Below are 21,987 nucleotides of genomic sequence, written 5' to 3' on the forward strand. Positions count from 1 at the left end.
TGATTCGAATGAGTATGAAACGAATATATTATATCCTGTCGGCCTTGCTGATTTCTTCCTATGCTTTTTCCGGGAACTATAAAAGTTTCAAGGTATCGGTTTATACCCGTGCCTATGAGGTGGAAAAAATGAAAGACCTTGCCTGGCTGGATTCTACCTGGAACATCCTATCGCAGCAGGTGAAGGTGGATAAGATCTATCTGGAAACACATCGCGACCTGCTGATCGTTCCCGGTGAGACACTGGAACAGGCGAAGAAATTCTTTCTCGACAAGGGAATAGAGGTGGGCGGAGGCATCACCTATACGATTAATGAAGCGAATAATTTCGAGACCTTCTGTTATTCCGATCCCGAACACCGTAAGATGGTGCAGGAAATAGCCGAACATACGGCCAGGCATTTCGATGACTTTATCCTCGATGATTTCTTCTTTACCAGCTGTAAATCGGACATTGAGATCAAAGCCAAAGGTAGCCGGAGCTGGAGCGATTACCGTATCCGGTTGATGACCGAGGCCGGTCAGACTCTGGTTCTTAAACCGGCAAAGAAAGTCAATCCGAATGTGAAGGTCATTATCAAATACCCGAACTGGTACGATCATTTCCAGGGATTGGGCTTCGACCTTGAAAACGGTCCCCAGTTGTTTGACGACGTATGGACCGGAACGGAGACGCGTAATCCGGGCAATGAACAACATTTGCAGAATTATCTGAGCTATAACGCAATCCGTTATTACGAGAACCTGCGTCCCGGACATAACGGGGGAGGCTGGGTAGATTCGGGCGGCTCTGAAATGGGGATGGACCGTTACGCCGAACAACTGTGGCTGACTATGTTTGCCAAAGCTCCCGAAATGATCCTGTTTGCCTATAACCAGTTACTGGGCGTAAAGATCAAACCGGAACACCGCACTCCCTGGCAGGGACAGGGTAGCAGTTTCAGCTTCGATGAAATGATGAAACCTGTCACGTTGCCGGACGGCCACCGGGTTCAACCGACGACGATCGCCCGTGCTGCCGGTGTGACTTTCGAACAAATCGACCGCTTCGTCCATAAACTCGGTAAGCCGGTCGGTATTAAATCATACAAACCCTATCATTCCCTGGGAGATGACTTTCTGCCGAACTATCTGGGTATGATCGGTCTGCCGATGGATATGTATCCGGAGTTTCCGACAGACCAGCAGGTAGTCCTGTTGACTGAACAGGCAAAATATGATCCGGATCTGCTCACGAAGATGAAAGCTCAATTGCAGAAAGGGGGAGATGTCGTAATCACCAGCAGTTTGTTGAAGGCGATCCCCGAACAGATAGCGGAGATAGCGGAGTTGCGTTGCACAGACCTGAAGGCTTTGGTGAACGATTTTGGCCGTCTGGGTAAATCCAACCGTGAACTCTTGATTCCGCAGGTTCGTTATCAGACAAACGATGCCTGGGAGCTGGCTAGTGCCGGACGCCCGTTAAACGGTGGTGTCAGCGGTTATCCGATGCTGCTCCGTGCTCTCTATTCGAAAGGTAGCCTGTATGTGATAACTATTCCTGACGATATGGGCAACCTGTATGATCTTCCCGAAGGTGTGCTGAATGTGTTCCGCCGGGTGATGAGCCGGGATTTGCCGGTCCGTATCGAAGCTCCGTCCAAAGTTAGCCTGTTCCTGTATGATAACGGGACATTCATTGTGGAATCGTTCAATGACGAACCGGTCACTGTCCATGTGGTAACCGGTGAGGCGGTGAAGCAGCTGACCGACCTGGTGGATAACTCTGTCCTGACTCCGGTTGGCGGAGAAAAACCGGACAAGAGGTTCCGTCTGACGCTTATGCCTCATTCTTACCGTGTATTCAACTATTAAACAAAATAAATCATGAAAAATAAGAATCTATTTCTTGCATTGACCCTCGCTGTACTGGGAGGACTTCCCGGACAGTCGCAGGCACAGCTTCAGATTAATTCGGGTTCGCAGTATCTGATGAACCAGGCGAAAGATATGAGCACCGATTTCGGTGACTTCACCAACATCTTTTTCTTTGCAGATGAATTGTCATCATTTGATGTAGCAAAAGCCAGCGGTACCGTTCGATGGAAACGGTACACGCTGGAAAGCCGCCAGGCGTTCAATACGAATACCGTATTGCCCCAGCCGCTTCAGATGCTGGATTTCCCTTCCACGGCTTATGTGAACGACCCCGACCTGAAGTTCACGATCGGCTTCGTATCTCCCCGTACCCTCCGTGTCCAGATGCTGACCACCCCGGTCGAACCCCGGGAAGAATCTTCCCTGATGCTTGCCGGCGAACCGGGGAAAGATAACTCCTGGAAAGCGACGGAGACTCCGGATGCCGTTACCTACGCGAATGCCAACGGCAGTATCACGATCGAAAAGGCTCCCTGGCGCATCGTTCTGCGCGATGCCAAAGGCAAGGTTATGACGCAGACACGCACATTGCACGATAACGACTCGACTCAGGCCAAAGTGATCCCGTTCAATTTTATCAAACGCGGATCGGACAACAGCCGGAGTATCAACCCGGTATTCTCGCTGGCTCCGAACGAAAAGATATTTGGTTGCGGCGAGTCCTTCGGCCCGCTGGATAAAGTAGGACAGAAAGTACATTTGTTCGTGACCGATCCGCAGGGGCCGGAAACCGACCAGCAATATAAACCGATTCCCTTTTTCATGAGTAACCGCGGCTACGGTATGTTTATGCATACCTCCGCTCCGGTTACTTGCGATTTTGGAGCGACCAATATCAATGTGAACAGGATGTTCATGGGGGATGAGGCAATGGATTTCTTCGTTTTCTTCGGTGAACCGAAAGATATCCTGAATGAATATACGGAGATTGTTGGCAAACCGGGTATGCCTCCCCTGTGGTCGTTCGGAACCTGGATGAGCCGTATTACTTATTTTTCCCAGAAAGACGGTTACGATGTTGCCACGAACTTGCGTAAACATAAAATCCCGTCCGACGTGATTCATTTCGATACCGGATGGTTTGAAACCGATTGGCAGTGTGATTATCAGTTTGCCCCCAACCGTTTCTCCGATCCGCAACAGATGCTGGATGACCTGAAGAAACAAGGATTCCATACCTGTTTATGGCAATTGCCTTATTTCACCCCGAAGAACCGTTTCTTTAACGAGCTGATCGAGAAAGACCTGTATGTGAAGAATGCAAAAGGCGAACTTCCTTATGAAGATGTGGTACTCGATTTCTCCAACCCGAATACCGTTAAATGGTATCAGGATAAACTGGCGAACCTGATTAAAATGGGGGTCGGTGCCATCAAGGTCGATTTTGGCGAAGCGGCTCCGTTGAACGGCCTGTATGCATCAGGCAAAAGCGGCTTTTATGAACACAATCTCTATCCGTTGAGATACAATAAGGCGGTGGCCGATATCATCAAAGAAGTACATGGTGAGAATATCATCTGGGCGCGTAGTGCCTGGGCAGGCTCGCAGCGTTATCCGTTACATTGGGGTGGTGATGCCGAGAATACCGATATGGGTATGCTGGGTACATTACGCGGCGGCCTGTCGTTCGGTCTGAGCGGATTCTCTTTCTGGAGCCACGATATAGGAGGTTTTGTGACTTCTACTCCGGAAGAACTTTACCGTCGCTGGTTGCCGATGGGCTTCCTGTGTTCTCATACTCGTGCGCACGGTGCACCTCCTACGGAACCCTGGTTGTATAACGAAAGTTTCCTGAAAGCCTTCCGCCAGAATGCAGAGTTGAAATATAAGCTGATGCCGTATGTCTATGCGCAGGCAAAGGAATGTAGTGAGAAAGGTCTTCCGATGATGCGTGCCCTTTTTGTGGAATATCCGCATGATGCAGGCGCATGGCTGGTAGAAGACGAATACCTGTTCGGCAGTCAGATGCTGGTTGCCCCGATGATGGAGAGCGGTATGGAACGCGATGTCTATCTTCCGGAGGGAAAATGGATTGATTACCAGACCGGAAAAGTCTACACAGGCGGCTGGCATACGATCCCGGTCGGAACGGTGCAGGCGGTTATTCTGGTACGCGACGGCTCTGTGCTTCCTCATATCAAACTGGCGCAGAATACCGGAGAAATGGATTGGAGCCAGATTGAACTGAAGGTATATGCCGCCGATGCTTCCGAAGCAACCGGCTTGGTATGCTTGCCGGCCGACAATCAGCTTCATCCGTTGACCGTCTCCGTGAAAGGCCGTCAGGTGAAAGCCGGCGGACTGGAAGGAAAAGTAAAATTCAACGTGACAAACTAATAATCAGAAAATATGAAACAAGCGATTGCATGTCTCACTTTTGGCGCCCTGCTGTTCTCCGCCTGTAATCAGGATGCTGTCCGGCAGACAGCGGACGGACTGATCGTCGCGGTTACTTCCGGCGAGACGAAAGCCGTCAAACTGGAAGTGGTAACCGACGATATCATCCGGGTGATGGCTTCACCGACGGGCGTATTCGAAGAAAATGTGAATCTGATCAAAGATACACGCCAACTGCCTGTCCCGGCTTTTGAGATTACCCGGAGCGGGGATACCGTTACGCTTAGTACGGCAACGACCCGGGCCCGCCTGTTGCGACAGACAGGAGAGGTATGGTTTACGGATAAACAAGGGAATATCATTCTCCGGGAACAGAACGGAGGCGGCAAGGAGTTTACCCCGGTACGGGTAGATGGCACTAACGGCTATTCCTTCCGTCAGGTTTTTGAGAACGGAGAAGACGAGGGGCTTTACGGCCTGGGACAACACCAGAGCGATGAGTTCAATTATAAGGGAAAGAATGAAGAACTGTTCCAGTACAATACGAAAGTCAGCGTTCCTTTCATCGTTTCGACCAAAGGGTACGGGGTGCTATGGCACAACTATTCCCTGAGCCGTTTCGGCGATAAGCGACCGTATGCGGATTTGGGTGATGTATTCAAACTATATGGTAAGGATGGGGAGGTCGGTGCTTTGACGGCTACTTATTATAAAGACCGGACTTCTTCTGCACAACCGCTGGTGAGGAAGGAAAATAAGATTTATTACGAAGACCTGGTAACGATTAAGGATTTCCCGAAAGACTTCCCGACCAACGAAGCCTATGCAACCTGGGAGGGAGAGATCGAACCGTCGGAAAGCGGTGTACATCATTTCAGACTTCATTATGCCGGATATACGAAGGTTTTTATCGATGGAAAAGAGGTTATTGCGGAACGCTGGCGTACAGCCTGGAATCCGAACGACTATAAGACGAAAGTCCGTCTGGAAAAAGGCAAACGTTATCCGATTCGTATCGAATGGCAGCCCGACGGAGGTGTCTCCTATCTGGGATTGAAAGTGCTGAGTCCGGTTCCCGAAAACGAGCAGAACCGTCTGGCTTTCTGGAGCGAGATGGGCGACCAGATCGACTATTACTTCATCAACGGTAAAAACATGGATGACGTAATCAGCGGCTACCGTACCGTGACAGGTAAAAGCCAGGTCATGCCTAAATGGGCAATGGGCTATTGGTTAAGCCGCGAACGTTATAAGACACAGGAAGAATTGCTCACGGCACTGGATGAATACCGCCGGCGCCGGGTCCCGTTGGACGTGATCGTTCAGGACTGGAGCTACTGGCCGGTGGATGCCTGGGGAAGCCATGAGTTCGATAAGGAACGTTTCCCCGATCCGGCAGGTATGATTAAGGAGATACACGACAAGGATGCCCGTTTCATGATCTCCGTATGGCCTAAATTCTATGCGGCGACAGAGCATTATAAAGAACTGGATAAAATCGGAGCCATGTACCAGCAGGCTATCAAAGACAGTATCCGTGACTGGATTTATCCGGGATATATCGGCTCTTTCTATGATGCCTATAACCCGGAAGCCCGCAAACTCTTCTGGGATCAGATGAACGAACATCTCTACAGCCTGGGTGTCGATGCCTGGTGGATGGATGCTTCCGAACCGAACGTACAGGATAATACGGATATGGAGTATCGCAAGAAACTGTGCGGACCGACTTATCTGGGGCCTTCTACCAAATATTTTAATGCTTATGCGCTGATGAATGCGGAAGCTATCTACGACGGACAGCGTGGTGTGAATCCGGATAACCGTGTCTTCCTGCTGACCCGTTCGGGATTTGCCGGACAGCAACGTTATTCGACGGCTACCTGGAGCGGCGATATCGGTACCCGTTGGGAAGATATGAAAGCTCAGATCAGTGCGGGACTGAATTTTGCCTTGTCGGGTGTTCCTTACTGGACGATGGATATCGGTGGTTTCTGTGTAGAAAAACGGTATGAACACGCGAAAGAGGGCAGTGAAGACCTAAACGAGTGGCGTGAGTTGAATACCCGTTGGTATCAGTTCGGAGCGTTCTGCCCGTTATTCCGCAGTCACGGTCAGTATCCGTGCCGCGAAATATACAATATAGCTCCCGAAGGAACACCGACGTATAAGTCCATGAAATATTATACCGAACTGCGTTACCGTCTGATGCCTTATATCTACAGCCTGGCTGGTATGACTTATTTCAACGACTATACGATTATGCGTGCCCTGGTAATGGATTATGCAGATGACAAGAATACCTATAATATTGATGACCAGTTTATGTTCGGTCCTGCTTTTATGGCTTGTCCGGTTCATCAGTATAAGAAACGTGACCGGGAAGTCTATTTCCCTGCCGGAACCTGGTATGACTATTATACGGGCAAGAGCATTACCGGAGGAACTTCCGGTACAGTGTCTGCGCCTTATGAACAAATGCCTTTGTTTGTGCGTGGCGGTTCCGTCATTCCTACCGGAAAGTTGATACAGTCGACAACCGAGCAACAGAAGGACCTGACGGTTTATGTGTATACCGGGGCGGATACTTCTTTCTCCTTGTATGAGGATAATGGAATTACCTACGCTTACGAGAAAGGAGAGTACAGTACCATACCGCTTTCTTATAAAGAGTCCGGTAAGGAATTGACGATCGGTGACCGTTCCGGTTCTTTCCCCGAAATGGCGGCAGAACGGAACATAAAGGTTATCTTTGTGACACCTGAATATCCGGCAGGAAAAGAAACTTCTACCGTCTATAAAGGTGAACAGTTAACCATTTCGTTACCCTGATAAACTATAGCGTATGAAACAAATAGCAATTGTATTCCTGAGTCTGTTGCTGGCGGCCTGTTCGGCCGGCCCGCAGGGGCGGGAAAGAGTTTCTTTCAATCATGACTGGTTGTTCTCCCTGACCGATAACCAGGCAGATACCGCTGCTCCCGATGCAGATGATTCGGGCTGGCGCTCACTGAACCTGCCGCATGACTGGAGTATCGAAGCCGATTTTTCCAAAGAGAATCCGGCTACACCCGGCGGTGGGGCTTTGCCCGGTGGCATGGGATGGTACCGGAAGCATTTTAACATGCCGGAGACTGACCGGGGGAAGAAGATTTATATTGATTTCGACGGTGTTTACCGTTGCAGTAAAGTATGGTTGAACGGTTATCTGCTGGGTTTCCGTCCGAACGGATACATCTCGTTCCGTTACGACCTGACCCCCTATCTGAAATACGGACAGGAGGAAAACGTACTGGTCGTGCAGGCGGATAATTCGCAACAACCCAACTCCCGTTGGTATTCCGGATCGGGTATTTACCGTAATGTCTGGCTGGTGAAGACCGGACAGGTCCATGTGGATCATTACGGAACAAATATAACAACTCCGGAAGTCGCTGAGGACAAGGCAACAGTGGTGATTGAAACGACATTGAAGAATAATGAGGCCGCCCCCGTTTCCGCCGAATATACAACAATCGTGAAAGACCCTTCCGGGAACGTCGTAGCCCAGGTTACGCAACCTGCCGGATTACCGGAAAACGGGACTAAATCGTTCAGTCAGACAATTGAAGTAAAGAATCCTGAACTGTGGGGTACCCGGAATCCGGTATTATATACGGCAATAACCGAAGTAAGATCCGGTGGTCAGTTGACCGACCGGTATGAAACGACCTTTGGTATCCGTACTTTCCGCTGGGATGAAGCGACCGGCTTTTATTTGAACGGGGAGCCGACCAAAGTGCTCGGTGTTTGCCTGCATCATGATCTGGGCTGCTTGGGAACAGCTGTCAATAAACGGGCCATCGAACGCCAGTTGCAGATCATGAAGGAGATGGGTGTCAATGCGATCCGTACAAGCCATAACCCGCCTGCTCCTGAGTTGCTCGAACTTTGCGACGAGATGGGCTTGCTGGTACAGGATGAATCGTTCGACATGTGGAGAAAACGTAAATCGCCTTACGATTATGCGCAGTATTTCGATGAATGGCACGAACGTGACCTGACGGACCAGATCAAACGCGACCGCAACCATGCTTCCGTCTTAATGTGGAGTATTGGTAATGAAGTACTCGAACAGTGGTCGCATGCCGATGCCGATACATTGAGCTTGCAGGAGGCGAACCTGATACTGAATGCCGGCCATAAGATCGATCCGGCTTTGTTGGAAGACAGCACGATGAGTGTACAGTCGCTGATTACGATTGCTTTGGCCGATATTGTCAGGAAGCTCGATACTACCCGTCCGGTAACGGCCGGAAATAATGGTGTAGATCCCACCAACCATCTGTTCCGTTCAGGGGCGCTCGATGTCTACGGATTCAACTATCATGAAAAGGATTTCGCTCCTTTCCCGCAGGTCTATCCCGGAAAGAAGCTGATTGTCAGCGAATCGACTTCGGCGTTGATGACACGCGGCTATTATCAGATGCCGTCCGACGAAATGTATATCTGGCCTGAGTCATGGGACAAACCTTTTGACCGTCCGGAACACTTGTGTTCTTCGTATGATAACTGCCATGTCCCCTGGGGCTCTACGCACGAAGTGACCTGGTACGAAGTGAAACGCCTGCCGCATGCCTCCGGTATGTTTATCTGGACTGGTTTTGATTATCTGGGCGAACCGACTCCTTACTGGTGGCCGAGCCGCAGCAGTTTCTTCGGTGTTGTAGACCTGGCCGGGTTCCCGAAAGATGTCTATTATATGTACCGGAGCGAATGGACCGACCAGCCGACTCTGCACCTGTTCCCGCACTGGAACTGGAAGGAAGGGGAGATGGTGGATATCTGGGCCTATTATAACCAGGCGGACGAAGTAGAACTCTTCCTGAACGGAAAGAGTCTGGGGGCAAGAAGTAAAAACGACAGTACGTTCCATGTCTCCTGGCGCGTACCGTTCACACCGGGTACACTGAAAGCCGTATCCCGCAAAGCCGGTCAGGAAGTCCTGGCGCAGGAAATCCATACTGCGGGTGAAGCGGCTCAGCTGGCATTGATTCCTGATCGTTCCGTTATACAGGCGGACGGCACAGACCTTTCCTTCATAACCGTTGAGGTAAGGGATCAAGAAGGAAACCTGGTTCCCCGTGCGAATAACCTGCTCCGTTTTTCCGTAGAAGGTGACGGTTTTATCGCAGGAACCGATAACGGTGACCAGAATGATCCGAACAGTTTGAAGAAACCGGAGCGGAATGCTTTCTATGGAAAAGCCCTTGTCGTGGTGCAGAATACAGGCAGGAAAGGCGTTATCCGTGTAAAAGCGACGGCCGACGGATTACCGGATGCCGTAACAGAAATTAAAGTTCAATAAATTAGTAAACATGAAGAATTTGATAACTATGGCTGTGCTTTCCTTTTGTATGACCGCTGCGGTATCGGGTGCACAGCCCTCAGATAAAGACGATCAGCAGATCGAGAAACGGATTGAGAAGCTGGTCCGTAAGATGACATTGGAAGAAAAGGTTAGTTTGTTACACGGGAACTCCAAATTCTACGTCTCGGAGATTAAACGCCTGGGTATTCCCGAATGGAGCCTGAGTGACGGCCCGCACGGGGTACGCGCGGAAATCAACCGGCACGACTGGGGCTATGCCAACTGGACGACCGACTCGTCCACCTATTTCCCGACCGGTACTGCTTTTGCAGCCGCCTGGAATCCGGAACTGGCCTATTACCGGGGAGAAGTATTGGGGGAAGAAGCCCGTTGGCGTAAGAAAGACGTCTTGCTCGGCCCCGGTGTAAATATCATCCGTAGCCCGTTGTGCGGGCGTAACTTCGAATATATGAGTGAAGATCCTTATCTGAACTCAGTTCTGGCCGTTCAGTATATTCAAGGATTGCAGAGCCGTGATGTCGCTTGCAGCGTGAAACATTTTGCCCTGAATAACCAGGAAACGAACCGGACGACCGTTGAGGTGGAATGTAGCGAGCGTGCCCTTCGTGAAATCTATTTGCCGGCCTTCAAAGCGGCTGTACAGGAAGGCGGCGCCCTGACTGTGATGGCTGCCTATAATAAGTATCTGGGTGATTGGTGTGCTGAAAACAAATACCTGGCCCGTGATATTCTTCGTGACGAATGGGGATTTAAAGGCGTTTATGTTACCGACTGGGGTGCTGCACACAGTACGGTCAAATCAGCAATTGCCGGTCTCGACCTGGAAATGGGTACCAATATCGAAAACTACGATGACTGGTATTTTGCCAATCCTTTGATCGAAGCGGTTAAAAAGGGGGAGATACCCGAAAGCCTGGTAGATGAAAAGGTCGGAAATGTACTTCGTGTAATGATCAAGACTAAGGTTCTGGATCCGAAGCAACGTTTTAACCAGGGTTCCATCAATACGTCGGAACACCAGCAGGCCGCTTATCAGGCTGCTGCCGAAGCCATTGTATTATTAAAGAACAAGGAAGATTTGTTACCGCTGGACGTCTCTTCGGTTAAAAGTATTGCCGTAATTGGTGATAACGCCACCCGTAAACATTCGAACGGCGGATTGAGTTCGGAGATCAAGGCTTTATATGAAATAACTCCGCTGGAAGCAATCCGCACAAAGTTGGGTGACCGTGTAAAGGTCAACTACGCACAAGGATATGAAAAACTTTCCACCTTTATTGAGGGAAGCAATAACGGACAAAACGCCGGGAGTTTTACCGATGGCAACCAGCTGAATGAAGAATTGTTGAAAGAGGCGGTGGAGACTGCCCGCAACAGTGATGTGGCTATCGTTATAGGTGGTTTGAATCATGACTACGATACGGAATCGTCCGACCGCCAATATATGGAACTCCCTTACGAGCAGGTCCAGCTGATTCAGGAGGTCGTGAAAGCCAACCCCAGAACGATTGTGGTGATTGTTGCCGGCTCTCCGGTCAATATGGCGGCATTGGATATTTGTGCGCCCTCGATTTTGTGGGCATGGTATAACGGTATGGAAGGCGGTAACGCTTTGGCAGATGCTATCACCGGAAAGGTAAATCCTAGTGGCAAAATGCCGTTTACGACACCTGTTACATTGGAGCAGTCACCTGATGTCGCTTTGGGTAATTTCCCGGGAAGAGACCTGAAAGTGAAATATGAGGAAGATATCCTGGTCGGTTATCGTTGGTATGATACGAAACAGTTACCGGTAGTTTATCCCTTCGGATATGGATTATCTTATACGGACTTTTCTTTTGCCGGTTTATCTACCGATAAGAAAAGCTACGGACCGGATGAAACGGTCAAAGCAACTTTCACACTGACTAATACTGGGAAAAGAGATGGGGCAGAGGTTGCCCAGCTTTATGTAAGCGACCCGGAATGTTCCGTTATGCGTCCGGTAAAAGAATTGAAAGGCTTTAAAAAGGTATTCCTGAAAGCCGGTGAAAGTAAGCAGGTCGAGATCGATATCCCGGTAAGTTCTCTGGCATTTTACAGTGAAGCACAGAAACAGTTTGTAGTAGAGCCGGGCACTTTCCTGTTGCACCTGGCTACTTCTGCCCATGATATAAAGGCTGATACTTCTATCGAAGTCCGTTAGTATTCAGCCTGTTAATTATAGAAAAGGTCTGTAGCTGTGTTATTGGTTACAGGCCTTTTTGTTATGGATAACTACGTAATAGTCCTTGTTTAATATAAATTAATCAATTGTTTTATATAGTTGTACGAATATTTCGTATGTTTGCGATTGTATCGTAATGCGTTAAATGATATCTAAAATAACATGCCATGAGAACAGGACTATTACTTATTGCCTTCTTTTTGTCGTCGGTGATGACAATGGATGGTCAGGAGAACAACAATGATTATTTAAGAAAGGTGTTGAGTAATCTTGAGAATATAAAAACAGCGACGTACCGTTCGCTTACCGAAAGTTGGGAACCGGGAGATACGACAACCAATATTTCAGGTTTTACTTTCGTGGAAGAATACGATAATCCCGCAGATTCTACGATAGGAGCCAGTTGGGTGAATTATACAGATGACAAAAAGGAGTTGACCAGTTGTTACGATGGCCATGTGCATATTTCATACTGGCATGATAAACACGGGGTGGTAGTTAATGATTTTACTTTTCGGAAGTTGCCTTTCAGACCTTTAGGAAGTCCTTTTTTTAATTATGCCAAAAATATTATTAAGTACGCACTAACTACTGATGATAGCATTTCCGTAGATGTGAAAGACAGCGGTGCTGATTATTTTTTCAGATTGGTGATTAATGAGGATGAACAAGTTGAGTTTTTTGGGGCCGGCCATCATATCCCTAAGCCTCCGTTTGATATGGGTGATCCTACTTCTATTTATGAGATGTGGATTGGTAAATTGAATGATTTACCTTATAAGATCAGGAGAGAGATGTCGCATAATATATCGGCAAATACATGTTTTGATGTACAACTTAACAAACTGGAAGCGACAGAGATCAAAGCATCCGATTATATCCCGAAAGATTATGAAGTGAGAGAGTATGGCAAAAAATATGATACCAAGCCGCAACCTGACCTTACCGGGAAACAGGCTCCGGATTGGACGTTGATGGATATCAAAGAGCAGATGGTCTCGCTTTCTGAGTTGAAAAGCAAAGTTATCCTGATCGAGTTTACCGGAATAGGTTGTGGTCCTTGCATGGCTTCTATCCCTTTCTTGAATGAATTGAAAAAGAAGTATAGTGCAACCGATTTAACAGTTGTAGGAATAGAGACTTGGAACAGAAAGACGCGCTCACTCCAAAATTATGCAAACAGGCATGCTATCGGTTATACATTTTTATCAGGAAATGATGAGATAGTGGATAATTATCAGGTCGGCCTGGCTGCACCTGCTTTTTTCATACTGGATGAAAACCGGATAATTAGAAAGATAGTAAGAGGCTATAATTCGGAGAATACCGGAAAAGAAATAAGCAACCTGATAAATGAATTATTGAAATCCGGTTCATAATATCGAAAGGTTGTAGTAAAAGCCTGTAAATGACATACGGACTTTTGCTACAACCTCCTGATTGGTTGGTGTATTTTTTAATTCTTCTTCAACGTATAGTCCGTGATCCCCAGTGCCTCATAAGCCTGGAGTAACGCTTCGTCGTTATCGGAGATCATCAGTAACTTATCGTTTTCCATAAGCACCGTATTGCCTTTAGGGATGAAATAACGTCCGTCGCGCATCACCATAACCGCCAGCGTATGGTCGGGCAGGGTGAGTTCCATCAGTTTATTCCCATGCGTAAGCACTTCTGGGGTAATGTCTATTTCACTCATCGCACTCTTGATGCCTTCCGGAAGTTCGATACCGAATACATCTTTTCGTTCCGGTTCGTCGATCATATCCAGCCATTTGGCAGCCTGTGTTACGGTAGTGCCTTGTATCAGCAACGAAAGGATGGTGATAAAGAATACCACATTGAATATCAGTCCGGCATGTTCAATTCCCGCAATCATCGGATAAGTGGCGAAGATGATCGGTACGGCACCGCGCAGCCCTACCCACGATATATACAACTTCCCTTTAAAGGAGAAGTTTTTATAAGGAATCAGGCAAACGAACACGCTGATCGGACGGGCGAAGATAATCATAAAGATACCGACCGTTAGCCCGATGGGGGCAACCGGCAGCAGTTCGTGCGGGTTGACAAGCAATCCGAGCGTAAGGAACATCACGATCTGCCATAACCAGGCAAAACCGTCGAAGAACGTACCGATACTCTTTTTATGTACAATCTTGGTATTTCCTACCACCAAGCCGGCTATATATACGGCCAGGTAGCCGTTTCCTTTACATAACGTGGTGGCGGCGAAAGTAAAGAATGCAGTAGCCAACAGCAGGATCGGATACAACGATTCGTTGTCGATATCTATCTTGTTAATGATAAATACAGCTATCTTTCCTAACAGGAAACCGGCAATAGCACCCACCGACAACTGGATAACCAGCGATAAAGCAGCATCAGCCAGGTTCATCCCTGCCGTCTGGATATAAGCGATCAGTAACAAAGTCAGCATATACGCCATCGGGTCGTTACTACCACTTTCCAACTCCAATGTCGGACGAAGCCGTTCTTTCAGGTACACCCCTTTGCTTCGCAGGATAGAGAATACGGAGGCCGAATCGGTTGACGACATGACGGCCGCCATCAACAGCGACTCCGGAAGTGTCAGCGTCTCGTAGCCGGTGACCAGTTTGGACAAGTAATAGATGAAACCACCCGTTATAAAGGTGGTAGCCAATACCCCGATCGTCGCAAGGATAACCCCTTGTGGAGCAATCGGTTTTACTTCTGATATCTTCGTGTCCATACCACCTGAGAACAGAATGATACTCAAAGCCAGCATACCGATAAACTGTGCCGCATTGGGATTACTGAACTGGATACCAAGTCCGTCACTGCCGAACAACATACCGACTCCCAGGAATAATAACAAGGCGGGGAGTCCGAAACGATAACCTGCCTTACCGGCGAAAATACTGAAAAAAAGAATGACGGAAGCAATCAACAAGATTCCCTCCGCATTATGTAAAATGTCTAAGTCGTGGAACATAAGCGGAAACGGTTTACTCTAAATTATCTTTCAAAATAACGAAAAAAAACTGAAACTACAATGGTTTGAATGCCGAAAAAACAAGCTTATATACTGATTAATGAATATATTACGTATATTTGCCGGCGTAAAATAAACACTATGCATAAAACACATTTATTCGTATTATTGTTCGCTCTCCTGATAGGGACGGCGTGTAACAAAGAGAAGCACTTTATCTCTGACAATGCATTCAGGGCCGAAGTAGAGAAAGATTTCCAGGCCAAACAGGCAGCCCTGCCTGACGGAGATCTGTTTGCAGTTTTCAATCAACAAATGACGCCGGAAGAAAAAGAGGCGCTTACATTCCTGTATGCCTATATGCCGATCGGCGACATTACCGACTATGATGGAAAACTTTACCTGGATAATATCCGCAGTTCTTTCCAGGCAAAGCAGGAAATGCCGTGGGGCGACAGTATCCCTGAAGACATCTTCCGCCATTTTGTTCTTCCTATCCGTGTAAACAACGAGAACCTGGACGAAAGCCGTATGGTCTTCTTCGATGAACTGAAAGACCGTGTGAAAGGCATGTCCTTATACGATGCCGTGCTGGAAGTAAACCACTGGTGTCATGAAAAGGTGATTTATACGCCCTCCGATGCCCGTACCAGCTCTCCGCTGGCTTCTGTAAAGACAGCTTACGGCCGTTGCGGTGAGGAGTCTACCTTTACGGTGGCTGCGCTTCGTTCGGTAGGTATCCCTGCACGCCAGGTATATACCCCGCGTTGGGCACATACTGATGACAATCATGCTTGGGTGGAAGCCTGGGTGAACGGCAAATGGTATTTTCTGGGTGCCTGCGAACCGGAACCGGTTCTGAATCTGGGATGGTTTAACGGTCCGGCTTACCGGGGCATGCTGATGCACACGAAGGTATTCGGCAAATATAACGGTCCGGAAGAAGTAATGCTTGAAACAGACGGTTACACAGAAATCAATGTGATCGACAACTACGCACCGACAGGCAAAGCCATCGTGACCGTAGTCGATACCGACGGGAACCCTGTCCCCGATGCAAACGTGGAATTTAAAATCTACAACTATGCAGAGTTCTATACCGTAGCCAATAAGAAAACCGATGCCGAAGGAAAGACTTTCCTGACCGCCGGTAAAGGTGATATGTTCGTATGGGCAACCAAAGACGGTAAATTCGGTTTCGATAAAGTATCTTTTGGAAAAGGTGACGCGACGATCAAGCTGGATAAGAAACCGGGTGATGCGTTAGGAGCAGTTACTCTTGACATTATTCCTCCGGTAGAAGGCTCTATCCCTGCCGAAGTAACTCCGGAACAGAAAGAGGCTAACGCCAAACGCCTGTTGGAAGAAGATGCTATCCGTAACAAATATGTAGCAACTTTCTATACCGAAGAAAAAGCCGAAGCATTGGCTAAAGAACTCGGCATCGACCCGCTGAAGACTTCCGACTTTCTGATCGGTAGCCGTGGTAACTGGATGGAAATCGAAAAGTTCCTGCGTGAAACTCCGGCTGATAAACGTCCGGTTGCTATGGCGTTACTGGATGTGATTTCGGCTAAAGACCTTCGTGATACGCCGGCTTCCGTTCTGGCAGATCACCTGAATAATGCGGAAGAAGTGAAGAGTGAACAGTTCAATAATTATATACTGAACCCGCGTGTAGCTAACGAGTTCCTTACTCCGTATCGCAGCTATTTCCAGGCAAATATAGATGCTGCACTGGCGAAACAGGCAAAAGAGGACCCGCAGGCTTTGGTTGAGTGGGTGAAAAAGAATATCACAATCAATGATGATCTGAATCCGCAGCGTATCCCGGTTATGCCGATGGGTGTGTTCAAGGCCCGCATAGCCGATAAGGGTTCACGCAATATCTTCTTTGTGGCTGCTGCCCGTAGCCTGGGTATCCCGGCACGTATCGAACCGGTAGCCCGTAAGGTACAGTATATGAAGGATGGCAACTGGATGGACGTTGACTTCGAAGCAGCCGTTCAGACTACAGCCAAACAAGGTAAGGTGGTAGCATCCTACAGCCCGATCAAGGCTTTGCAGGATCCGAAATATTACAGCCACTTCACGATTGCCAAGATTCTTCCGGATGCGAAGTTGCAGACATTGAACTTCGAACGTACCGGCAATGTAGATATGGGCGTTGGCGATACCTGGAGCAGCATGCTGAAGAAACCGTTGTCGATGGATGAAGGTAACTATATGATGGTAACCGGAACCCGTATGGCAAACGGCAGCGTCCTGGCCGAAGTATCTTTCTTCAATGTAGAACCGGACAAGACAACAGATACTAAACTGGAAATGCGTGAGAACACCGACGAAGTACAGGTGATCGGTAACTTCAATTCGGAAAACAAGTTCAAACGTGCCGATAACGGTGAAGAAACCAGCGTACTGGCAACAACCGGCCGTGGTTATTTCGTTGTAGCCATCCTGGGAGCCCGTCAGGAACCGACCAACCACGCTATGCGCGATATCGCAGCCGTGAAGAAAGATCTGGAAGAATGGGGCCGTAGCATGGTGCTTCTGTTTCCGGATGAAAAAGGTTACAAAAACTTCGATCCGAAAGAGTTCGGCGACCTGCCTAGCACAATCACATACGGTATCGATGCCGACAACCATATCCAGAAAGAGATCGCATCGGCCATGAAGTTACAGAATGCCAGCCAGCTTCCGATCTTCATCATCGCCGATACCTTCAACCGTGTCGTATTCGTATCTCAGGGATACACTATCGGTTTGGGCGAACAGTTGATGAAGGTGATACATAAGTTGTAAAATACAATTCGCATAAATAATCAGCCCTGTATTCGGTAGTAAAGAAACTTCCGGATACAGGGTTTTTCTATGGAAGGACTAGCGTTCGATGGAGAGCGCAGTATTGTCGATCTAACTTTCCTGAATGTGGAATTGCCTTCTGAGACGATAGAAGGGCGTATCGGAGGACTTCGCTTTATGGCTGCAAATTTGAAAAGACAAGGGTGGATATTAAAGCTATTTCAATTGCTTCGGGTCTTTCCGAAGAAGAAATTAATAGCTTGTAAGTCCTTTTTATAGGATTGATGAGTCAGGGCTATCGTTTTTAACGATGGCCTTTTTTGTGCCTGAAATGGTCTGAAATAACCCTTTTAACAATTGTCTGCCAAATTCCGACAGATAGGTATATTGTATATCAATATGTTAATGTACGCACATGTACTTTAATATATGTCTGTAAATGTAGTGGAAAATATTATTGAATACATTGTAATATAAAGTATTACGAAATATTAGTAATGCCTAAAAGAAACGTTCCTTTTTTCTCGTCAGCAAAATTACAAACTTCTTTTTAACCGACAACTCTTTTCCATTTATTTTTTTCTTTCCTATATCCTTTCTTATCAATACGATAGCAAAATCAGTACGAAATTCATTGTTCTCGTTATAAAATCAAACATGCCCTCAAATTATGACTAGAAAAAAGGAACGTTTTTTCTAGTCATTTGCTTTCGGATGCGTTCCTGATCTATGGTTAAAAGGCTTTTTAAGTAACACTATTATTAATATTAAATTAAACGATTATGAACAAAAAGTTTTCTACGCTTTTGATGGCGGGTATGCTGGTTGCAGGCTCGTCATTTAATGTTAATGCGGCAGACATCAAGGTGAATGGGGCACCGTTAAAGGTACAGTCTTTCGGAGGTACCAAAACCGATGTCTTTATTGTCAAAGATGCTGATGGCGACGGTAAGATTAGTAGTGCGGACTACCTTCTTAAAGCAACTAAGACTAAGGCTGGAAAGTTGGCTTACTCCGTGGTTGATTTAGCTACGGAAGATCTCAGCAGTCTGACTGATAAAGATCTGGATGCACTTCTTTGGGATTTTAAAGAAGATATCATTACTGAAGGTGGTAGCGGTACACCGGGTGCTGCTGCAGGAACTAAACACTACTACTATTCTTTGGAAAGCAAAGCAACTGGAGTTCCTTTGGCTTTTAAAGTTAATGTTAATCCTTTTGCTTGTGTAGATGATGCTGATGAATCAAAATTTGATAATGGCAACACTCAGATTTGGTTCATGAAAGAAATGGATGATAGCAAGATTCAGATTAAATCAACTGATAAAAATACTAAGTTGTGGTTGTATTATGCTGATGCTGGAACTTACGGTGGCAACCAATTATTAACAGGTGATGGATTCACAATGGGTGGTCCGAGCGATTCGGACAAATTCTTTCTTGCAACCTTAGGTGAAAGAGACATTCTTGGCGAGAACGTAGCTGAAGAACTGAATGATATGAAGGGCGGCAAAGGCTTTATGTTCTCGTTTGTTAACAGCTATAATGGTAAAGATATCAATGACAATATCTTTAAAGATCTGGATTTGAAAGCGTTCTATGTAGATGAGAACCTTGATTCGGATGGTAATGAAGATAACACAGAGGCTTTCATGCCAACCGATTCTCTTGGTTGGACAGCTAATGGCGCACACTATGCTATCCCTGCCGGTATCTATTTGGCTTCAGACTGGAGCGCATTGGATAGAAAAGATGCCGATGATAAAGCAACATTGAACACTTTCCGTATCACAAGTAAAGAACAGTTCAACAAGATGACTTTCGTGGCTATTCATCCGCAAAGCTATACCAAGCTGACAGATGCTGGTCGCAGTAGCGGTGGAGGTTTCTTGCTGAAAACCGTGAAAGGTAGCGACATGAACTTCTATGATGAGAAAGGTGTGAATAGACTCGAAGTAGAAAATAATAAAGATCTCAAAAATACAGCTTTGATGTCTAAAGCCGGTGAAGTGTTCGTTGGTAACGCTTGTTTCACTGCTACGGTGAAGAATCCGCTGACAGAAAATGATCAATATGAGTTGACTGTCGCTGACGCTCGTTTGGATGTGGCAAAAAACGGTACTCATGCTAATAAACCGGTAACTGTTACAGTACGCACTAGCACCAACAACGTGAATGATCCTGCCGGAGACCCTTATCTGATGTCTGGTGTGGGTTCTGATGTTGTAGCTTTGAAAGCCGTTCCTTCAACAACATTAGCCGATGCTACAAGCCTGTTGCACAACGATGCTACTCCGGCTATCTATGCAATCAAGTTTGTCAGTGGTGCAGAAGAAGCTGCCAATGAAGAGGTTTCTGAATATGGACAGTATCTGACAGTGATGTCAAGAAATGAGCAAACGAATCAGCCTAATAACTTTACATTTGCTACTATGCCGAGTGTAAATGACGGAGCTAATGAAAACGACCCATTGTATCAGTTCGTAATCACAGGCGTTAAAGACAATGATAACGATCCGGCTCATAAAAGAGAAACTGTCAAGATTACAAACCGTCTGACCGGTGCATCAGTTTGGGCAGTATTGTATGCCGAAAAGAAATTGGGTGACGATATCTATACGGTATATCCGTCAGTTAAAGAAGGATTGTCTCGTGACCAACAGTTAAGAATTGCTCATACTGCTGCTAATGGAGATTTTGAGTGGAAAGATTTGGATCTCAGAGGTATGCAGGTTCAGCTGATTGAAAAGAAAGAAGTAAAGAAATTTGATACTTTCGAAACAGCTGAAAGCGAAGAAGGTTTGTTTACTTTCGAATTTGCCAAGACTGCTGAAGCAAACGACAGATTGTATGCCGCAGCAGCAAGAGATAAAAAGACCGGTAAGATTGAAATCTTTAATGGTGGTAGAGGAGAAGTAGTAACATCAAAGACTGCAGACCAGTTCGAACTGATTCGTGTAAAAGAAAATGGTAATGATAAGAAAGATAAAGTTTCTTACATCCTGAACGATTTCGTTTATGTCCAGAATAATAACGTTGTTACTTCTCCGATCGAAAAGGATACAGTTGCTTTCTATACTTATAATGTAAGATTCTTTGCTCCGGATGAAAATACTCCGTATTATCTGGATGGAGGAGATTTAACAACGAACAAGAAAGAATACATTATCAAATACAATCTGGATGGTTCTGTATCTCTGGTAGAAAAAAGTGCTATAGCTGCTGTAAATTCTGACTTCAGAAGCGCTACAGAGTATTTGGCAGTAGCTAATACCGTACAGGATGATCAGACAGAAGAAACAGATAAAGTTGATGTAACAGCATGGAATGATGCTTTGTATTATGATTATGAGAACGATTACAACGAACTGCCGGTTAAGACCTTCTTGGTACCTGAAAAGGTATATGGTTCATTGGAAGCTCTTCCGCAGACAACAGAATTCAAGAACACAGACAACTATGGTGGTTACCTGTTCATGAAGGATGAATTCGCAGCTGTAATCAATCCGTTTGAAACTATGACATTCCGTTTGGATACAGTAGATACAGATAAGAATATACCTTCATTCTACATCCGCACGGAAGATAAGGCGAAGTTCTTGTATTTCGCTACAGACTCAGCTGACAGTAAACGAGTAGCTGACTGGAGAAAATATACATTTGCAAAAGATAATGAAGACTATGCTATACGCTTAATTTTCAAAGATGCAAGCATCGCCAGCCTGCAGGATGCTGATACATTGCAGACAATGGTTGACGGCAAGTTGACTAAGGTAGCTGTAAAAGAAAACAAAGTGACAGGTGTTAAGGGTGGCTTGAACAACTTCAAGTTCCAGGTAATCGAATCCGGTGACGGAGACGGTACTTATGTAATCCGCAACGCAGCAGAAAGAGCTTATGTAATTTCTGTTAATGGTAATCTGACATTAGGTGCTGAAATAAAAGCCGCAGCCCGTTTCGCTGTAGATCCTACCATAGCAACTGCCAACGAAAGCATCAATGCTTCCGGTATCCAGGTTATCGCCACTAATGGTGCCGTAATCGTTAAGGGTGCAGCTGGTAAGACTGTTACAATCAGCAACGTACTGGGTCAGAAAGTTGCCAGCACAGTCGTTACTTCTGATGAAGCTCAGATCGCTGCTCCGGCAGGTGTAGTAATCATAGCGGTTGAAGGCGAAGCCGCTGTAAAAGCAATCGTAAAATAAGAAATTATTTATAATCAATAAATTTAATTTGACTGCGCGGTAGAGACGGACTTTCCGTCCGCCTCTGCCAATTACCCTGCGATAGGTGAACAAGCGGTCTGTATTAATACTAAAGTAATGAAATAAAGTTCTTCTGTACTAGCTCTGTGAAGAGTGAAGGCAGGCAAAGCCCTGGT

The 21,987-nt window shown here is 46.6% G+C and carries 10 protein-coding genes; 9 read left to right on the forward strand and 1 reads right to left on the reverse strand.

The features are described from left to right. The first annotated feature begins 14 nt into the window (after positions 1–14). The 6 genes from NBH14_RS12995 (at position 15) to NBH14_RS13020 (ending at position 13,209) form a co-directional block, all read left to right on the forward strand. Positions 15–1,853, forward strand: a complete 1,839-nt coding sequence (locus NBH14_RS12995) for a putative glycosyl hydrolase (RefSeq protein WP_250817498.1) — start codon at positions 15–17, stop codon at positions 1,851–1,853. A 12-nt stretch (positions 1,854–1,865) separates the two neighbouring features. After that, positions 1,866–4,253 carry a glycoside hydrolase family 31 protein gene (locus NBH14_RS13000; RefSeq protein WP_186959575.1) on the forward strand — a complete coding sequence of 796 codons (2,388 nt, stop codon included), beginning with the start codon at positions 1,866–1,868 and terminating at the stop codon, positions 4,251–4,253. Between the two features lie 12 nt (positions 4,254–4,265). Beyond that, entirely contained in the window at positions 4,266–7,085 is a 2,820-nt protein-coding gene (locus NBH14_RS13005; protein WP_186959576.1) for a TIM-barrel domain-containing protein, read from the forward strand. Between the two features lie 13 nt (positions 7,086–7,098). Next, positions 7,099–9,600: a glycoside hydrolase family 2 TIM barrel-domain containing protein gene (locus tag NBH14_RS13010; protein WP_250817500.1), complete on the forward strand. Its 2,502-nt coding sequence runs from the start codon at positions 7,099–7,101 to the stop codon at positions 9,598–9,600. Between the two features lie 10 nt (positions 9,601–9,610). Next, entirely contained in the window at positions 9,611–11,809 is a 2,199-nt protein-coding gene (locus NBH14_RS13015; RefSeq protein ID WP_186959577.1) for a glycoside hydrolase family 3 C-terminal domain-containing protein, read from the forward strand. Positions 11,810–11,997: 188 nt separating this feature from the next. After that, on the forward strand, positions 11,998–13,209 hold the full coding sequence (locus tag NBH14_RS13020) for a peroxiredoxin family protein (RefSeq protein ID WP_186959578.1): 1,212 nt from the start codon (positions 11,998–12,000) through the stop codon (positions 13,207–13,209). Between the two features lie 77 nt (positions 13,210–13,286). Here NBH14_RS13020 and NBH14_RS13025 read toward each other — a convergent pair whose 3' ends face one another. Beyond that, positions 13,287–14,804 carry a potassium/proton antiporter gene (locus NBH14_RS13025; RefSeq protein WP_186959579.1) on the reverse strand — a complete coding sequence of 506 codons (1,518 nt, stop codon included), beginning with the start codon at positions 14,802–14,804 and terminating at the stop codon, positions 13,287–13,289. A 141-nt stretch (positions 14,805–14,945) separates the two neighbouring features. On the opposite strand from NBH14_RS13025, the gene NBH14_RS13030 reads away from it, so the two are divergent. The 3 genes from NBH14_RS13030 (at position 14,946) to NBH14_RS13040 (ending at position 21,811) form a co-directional block, all read left to right on the forward strand. Continuing rightward, positions 14,946–17,606 (forward strand): transglutaminase domain-containing protein, encoded by a 2,661-nt coding sequence (locus tag NBH14_RS13030; RefSeq protein ID WP_186959580.1) that lies wholly within the window; start codon positions 14,946–14,948, stop codon positions 17,604–17,606. A gap of 69 nt (positions 17,607–17,675) precedes the next feature. After that, positions 17,676–17,885, forward strand: a complete 210-nt coding sequence (locus NBH14_RS13035) for a hypothetical protein (RefSeq protein WP_128134688.1) — start codon at positions 17,676–17,678, stop codon at positions 17,883–17,885. Between the two features lie 503 nt (positions 17,886–18,388). Beyond that, the gene (locus NBH14_RS13040; RefSeq protein WP_186959581.1) at positions 18,389–21,811 is read left to right on the forward strand and encodes a DUF6383 domain-containing protein; all 3,423 of its coding nucleotides are present in this window, start codon (positions 18,389–18,391) and stop codon (positions 21,809–21,811) included. The last annotated feature ends 176 nt before the right edge of the window (positions 21,812–21,987 follow it).

The sequence above is a fragment of the Parabacteroides caecihominis genome (assembly GCF_023656785.1).
In the GTDB taxonomy this organism is placed as follows: domain Bacteria; phylum Bacteroidota; class Bacteroidia; order Bacteroidales; family Tannerellaceae; genus Parabacteroides; species Parabacteroides segnis.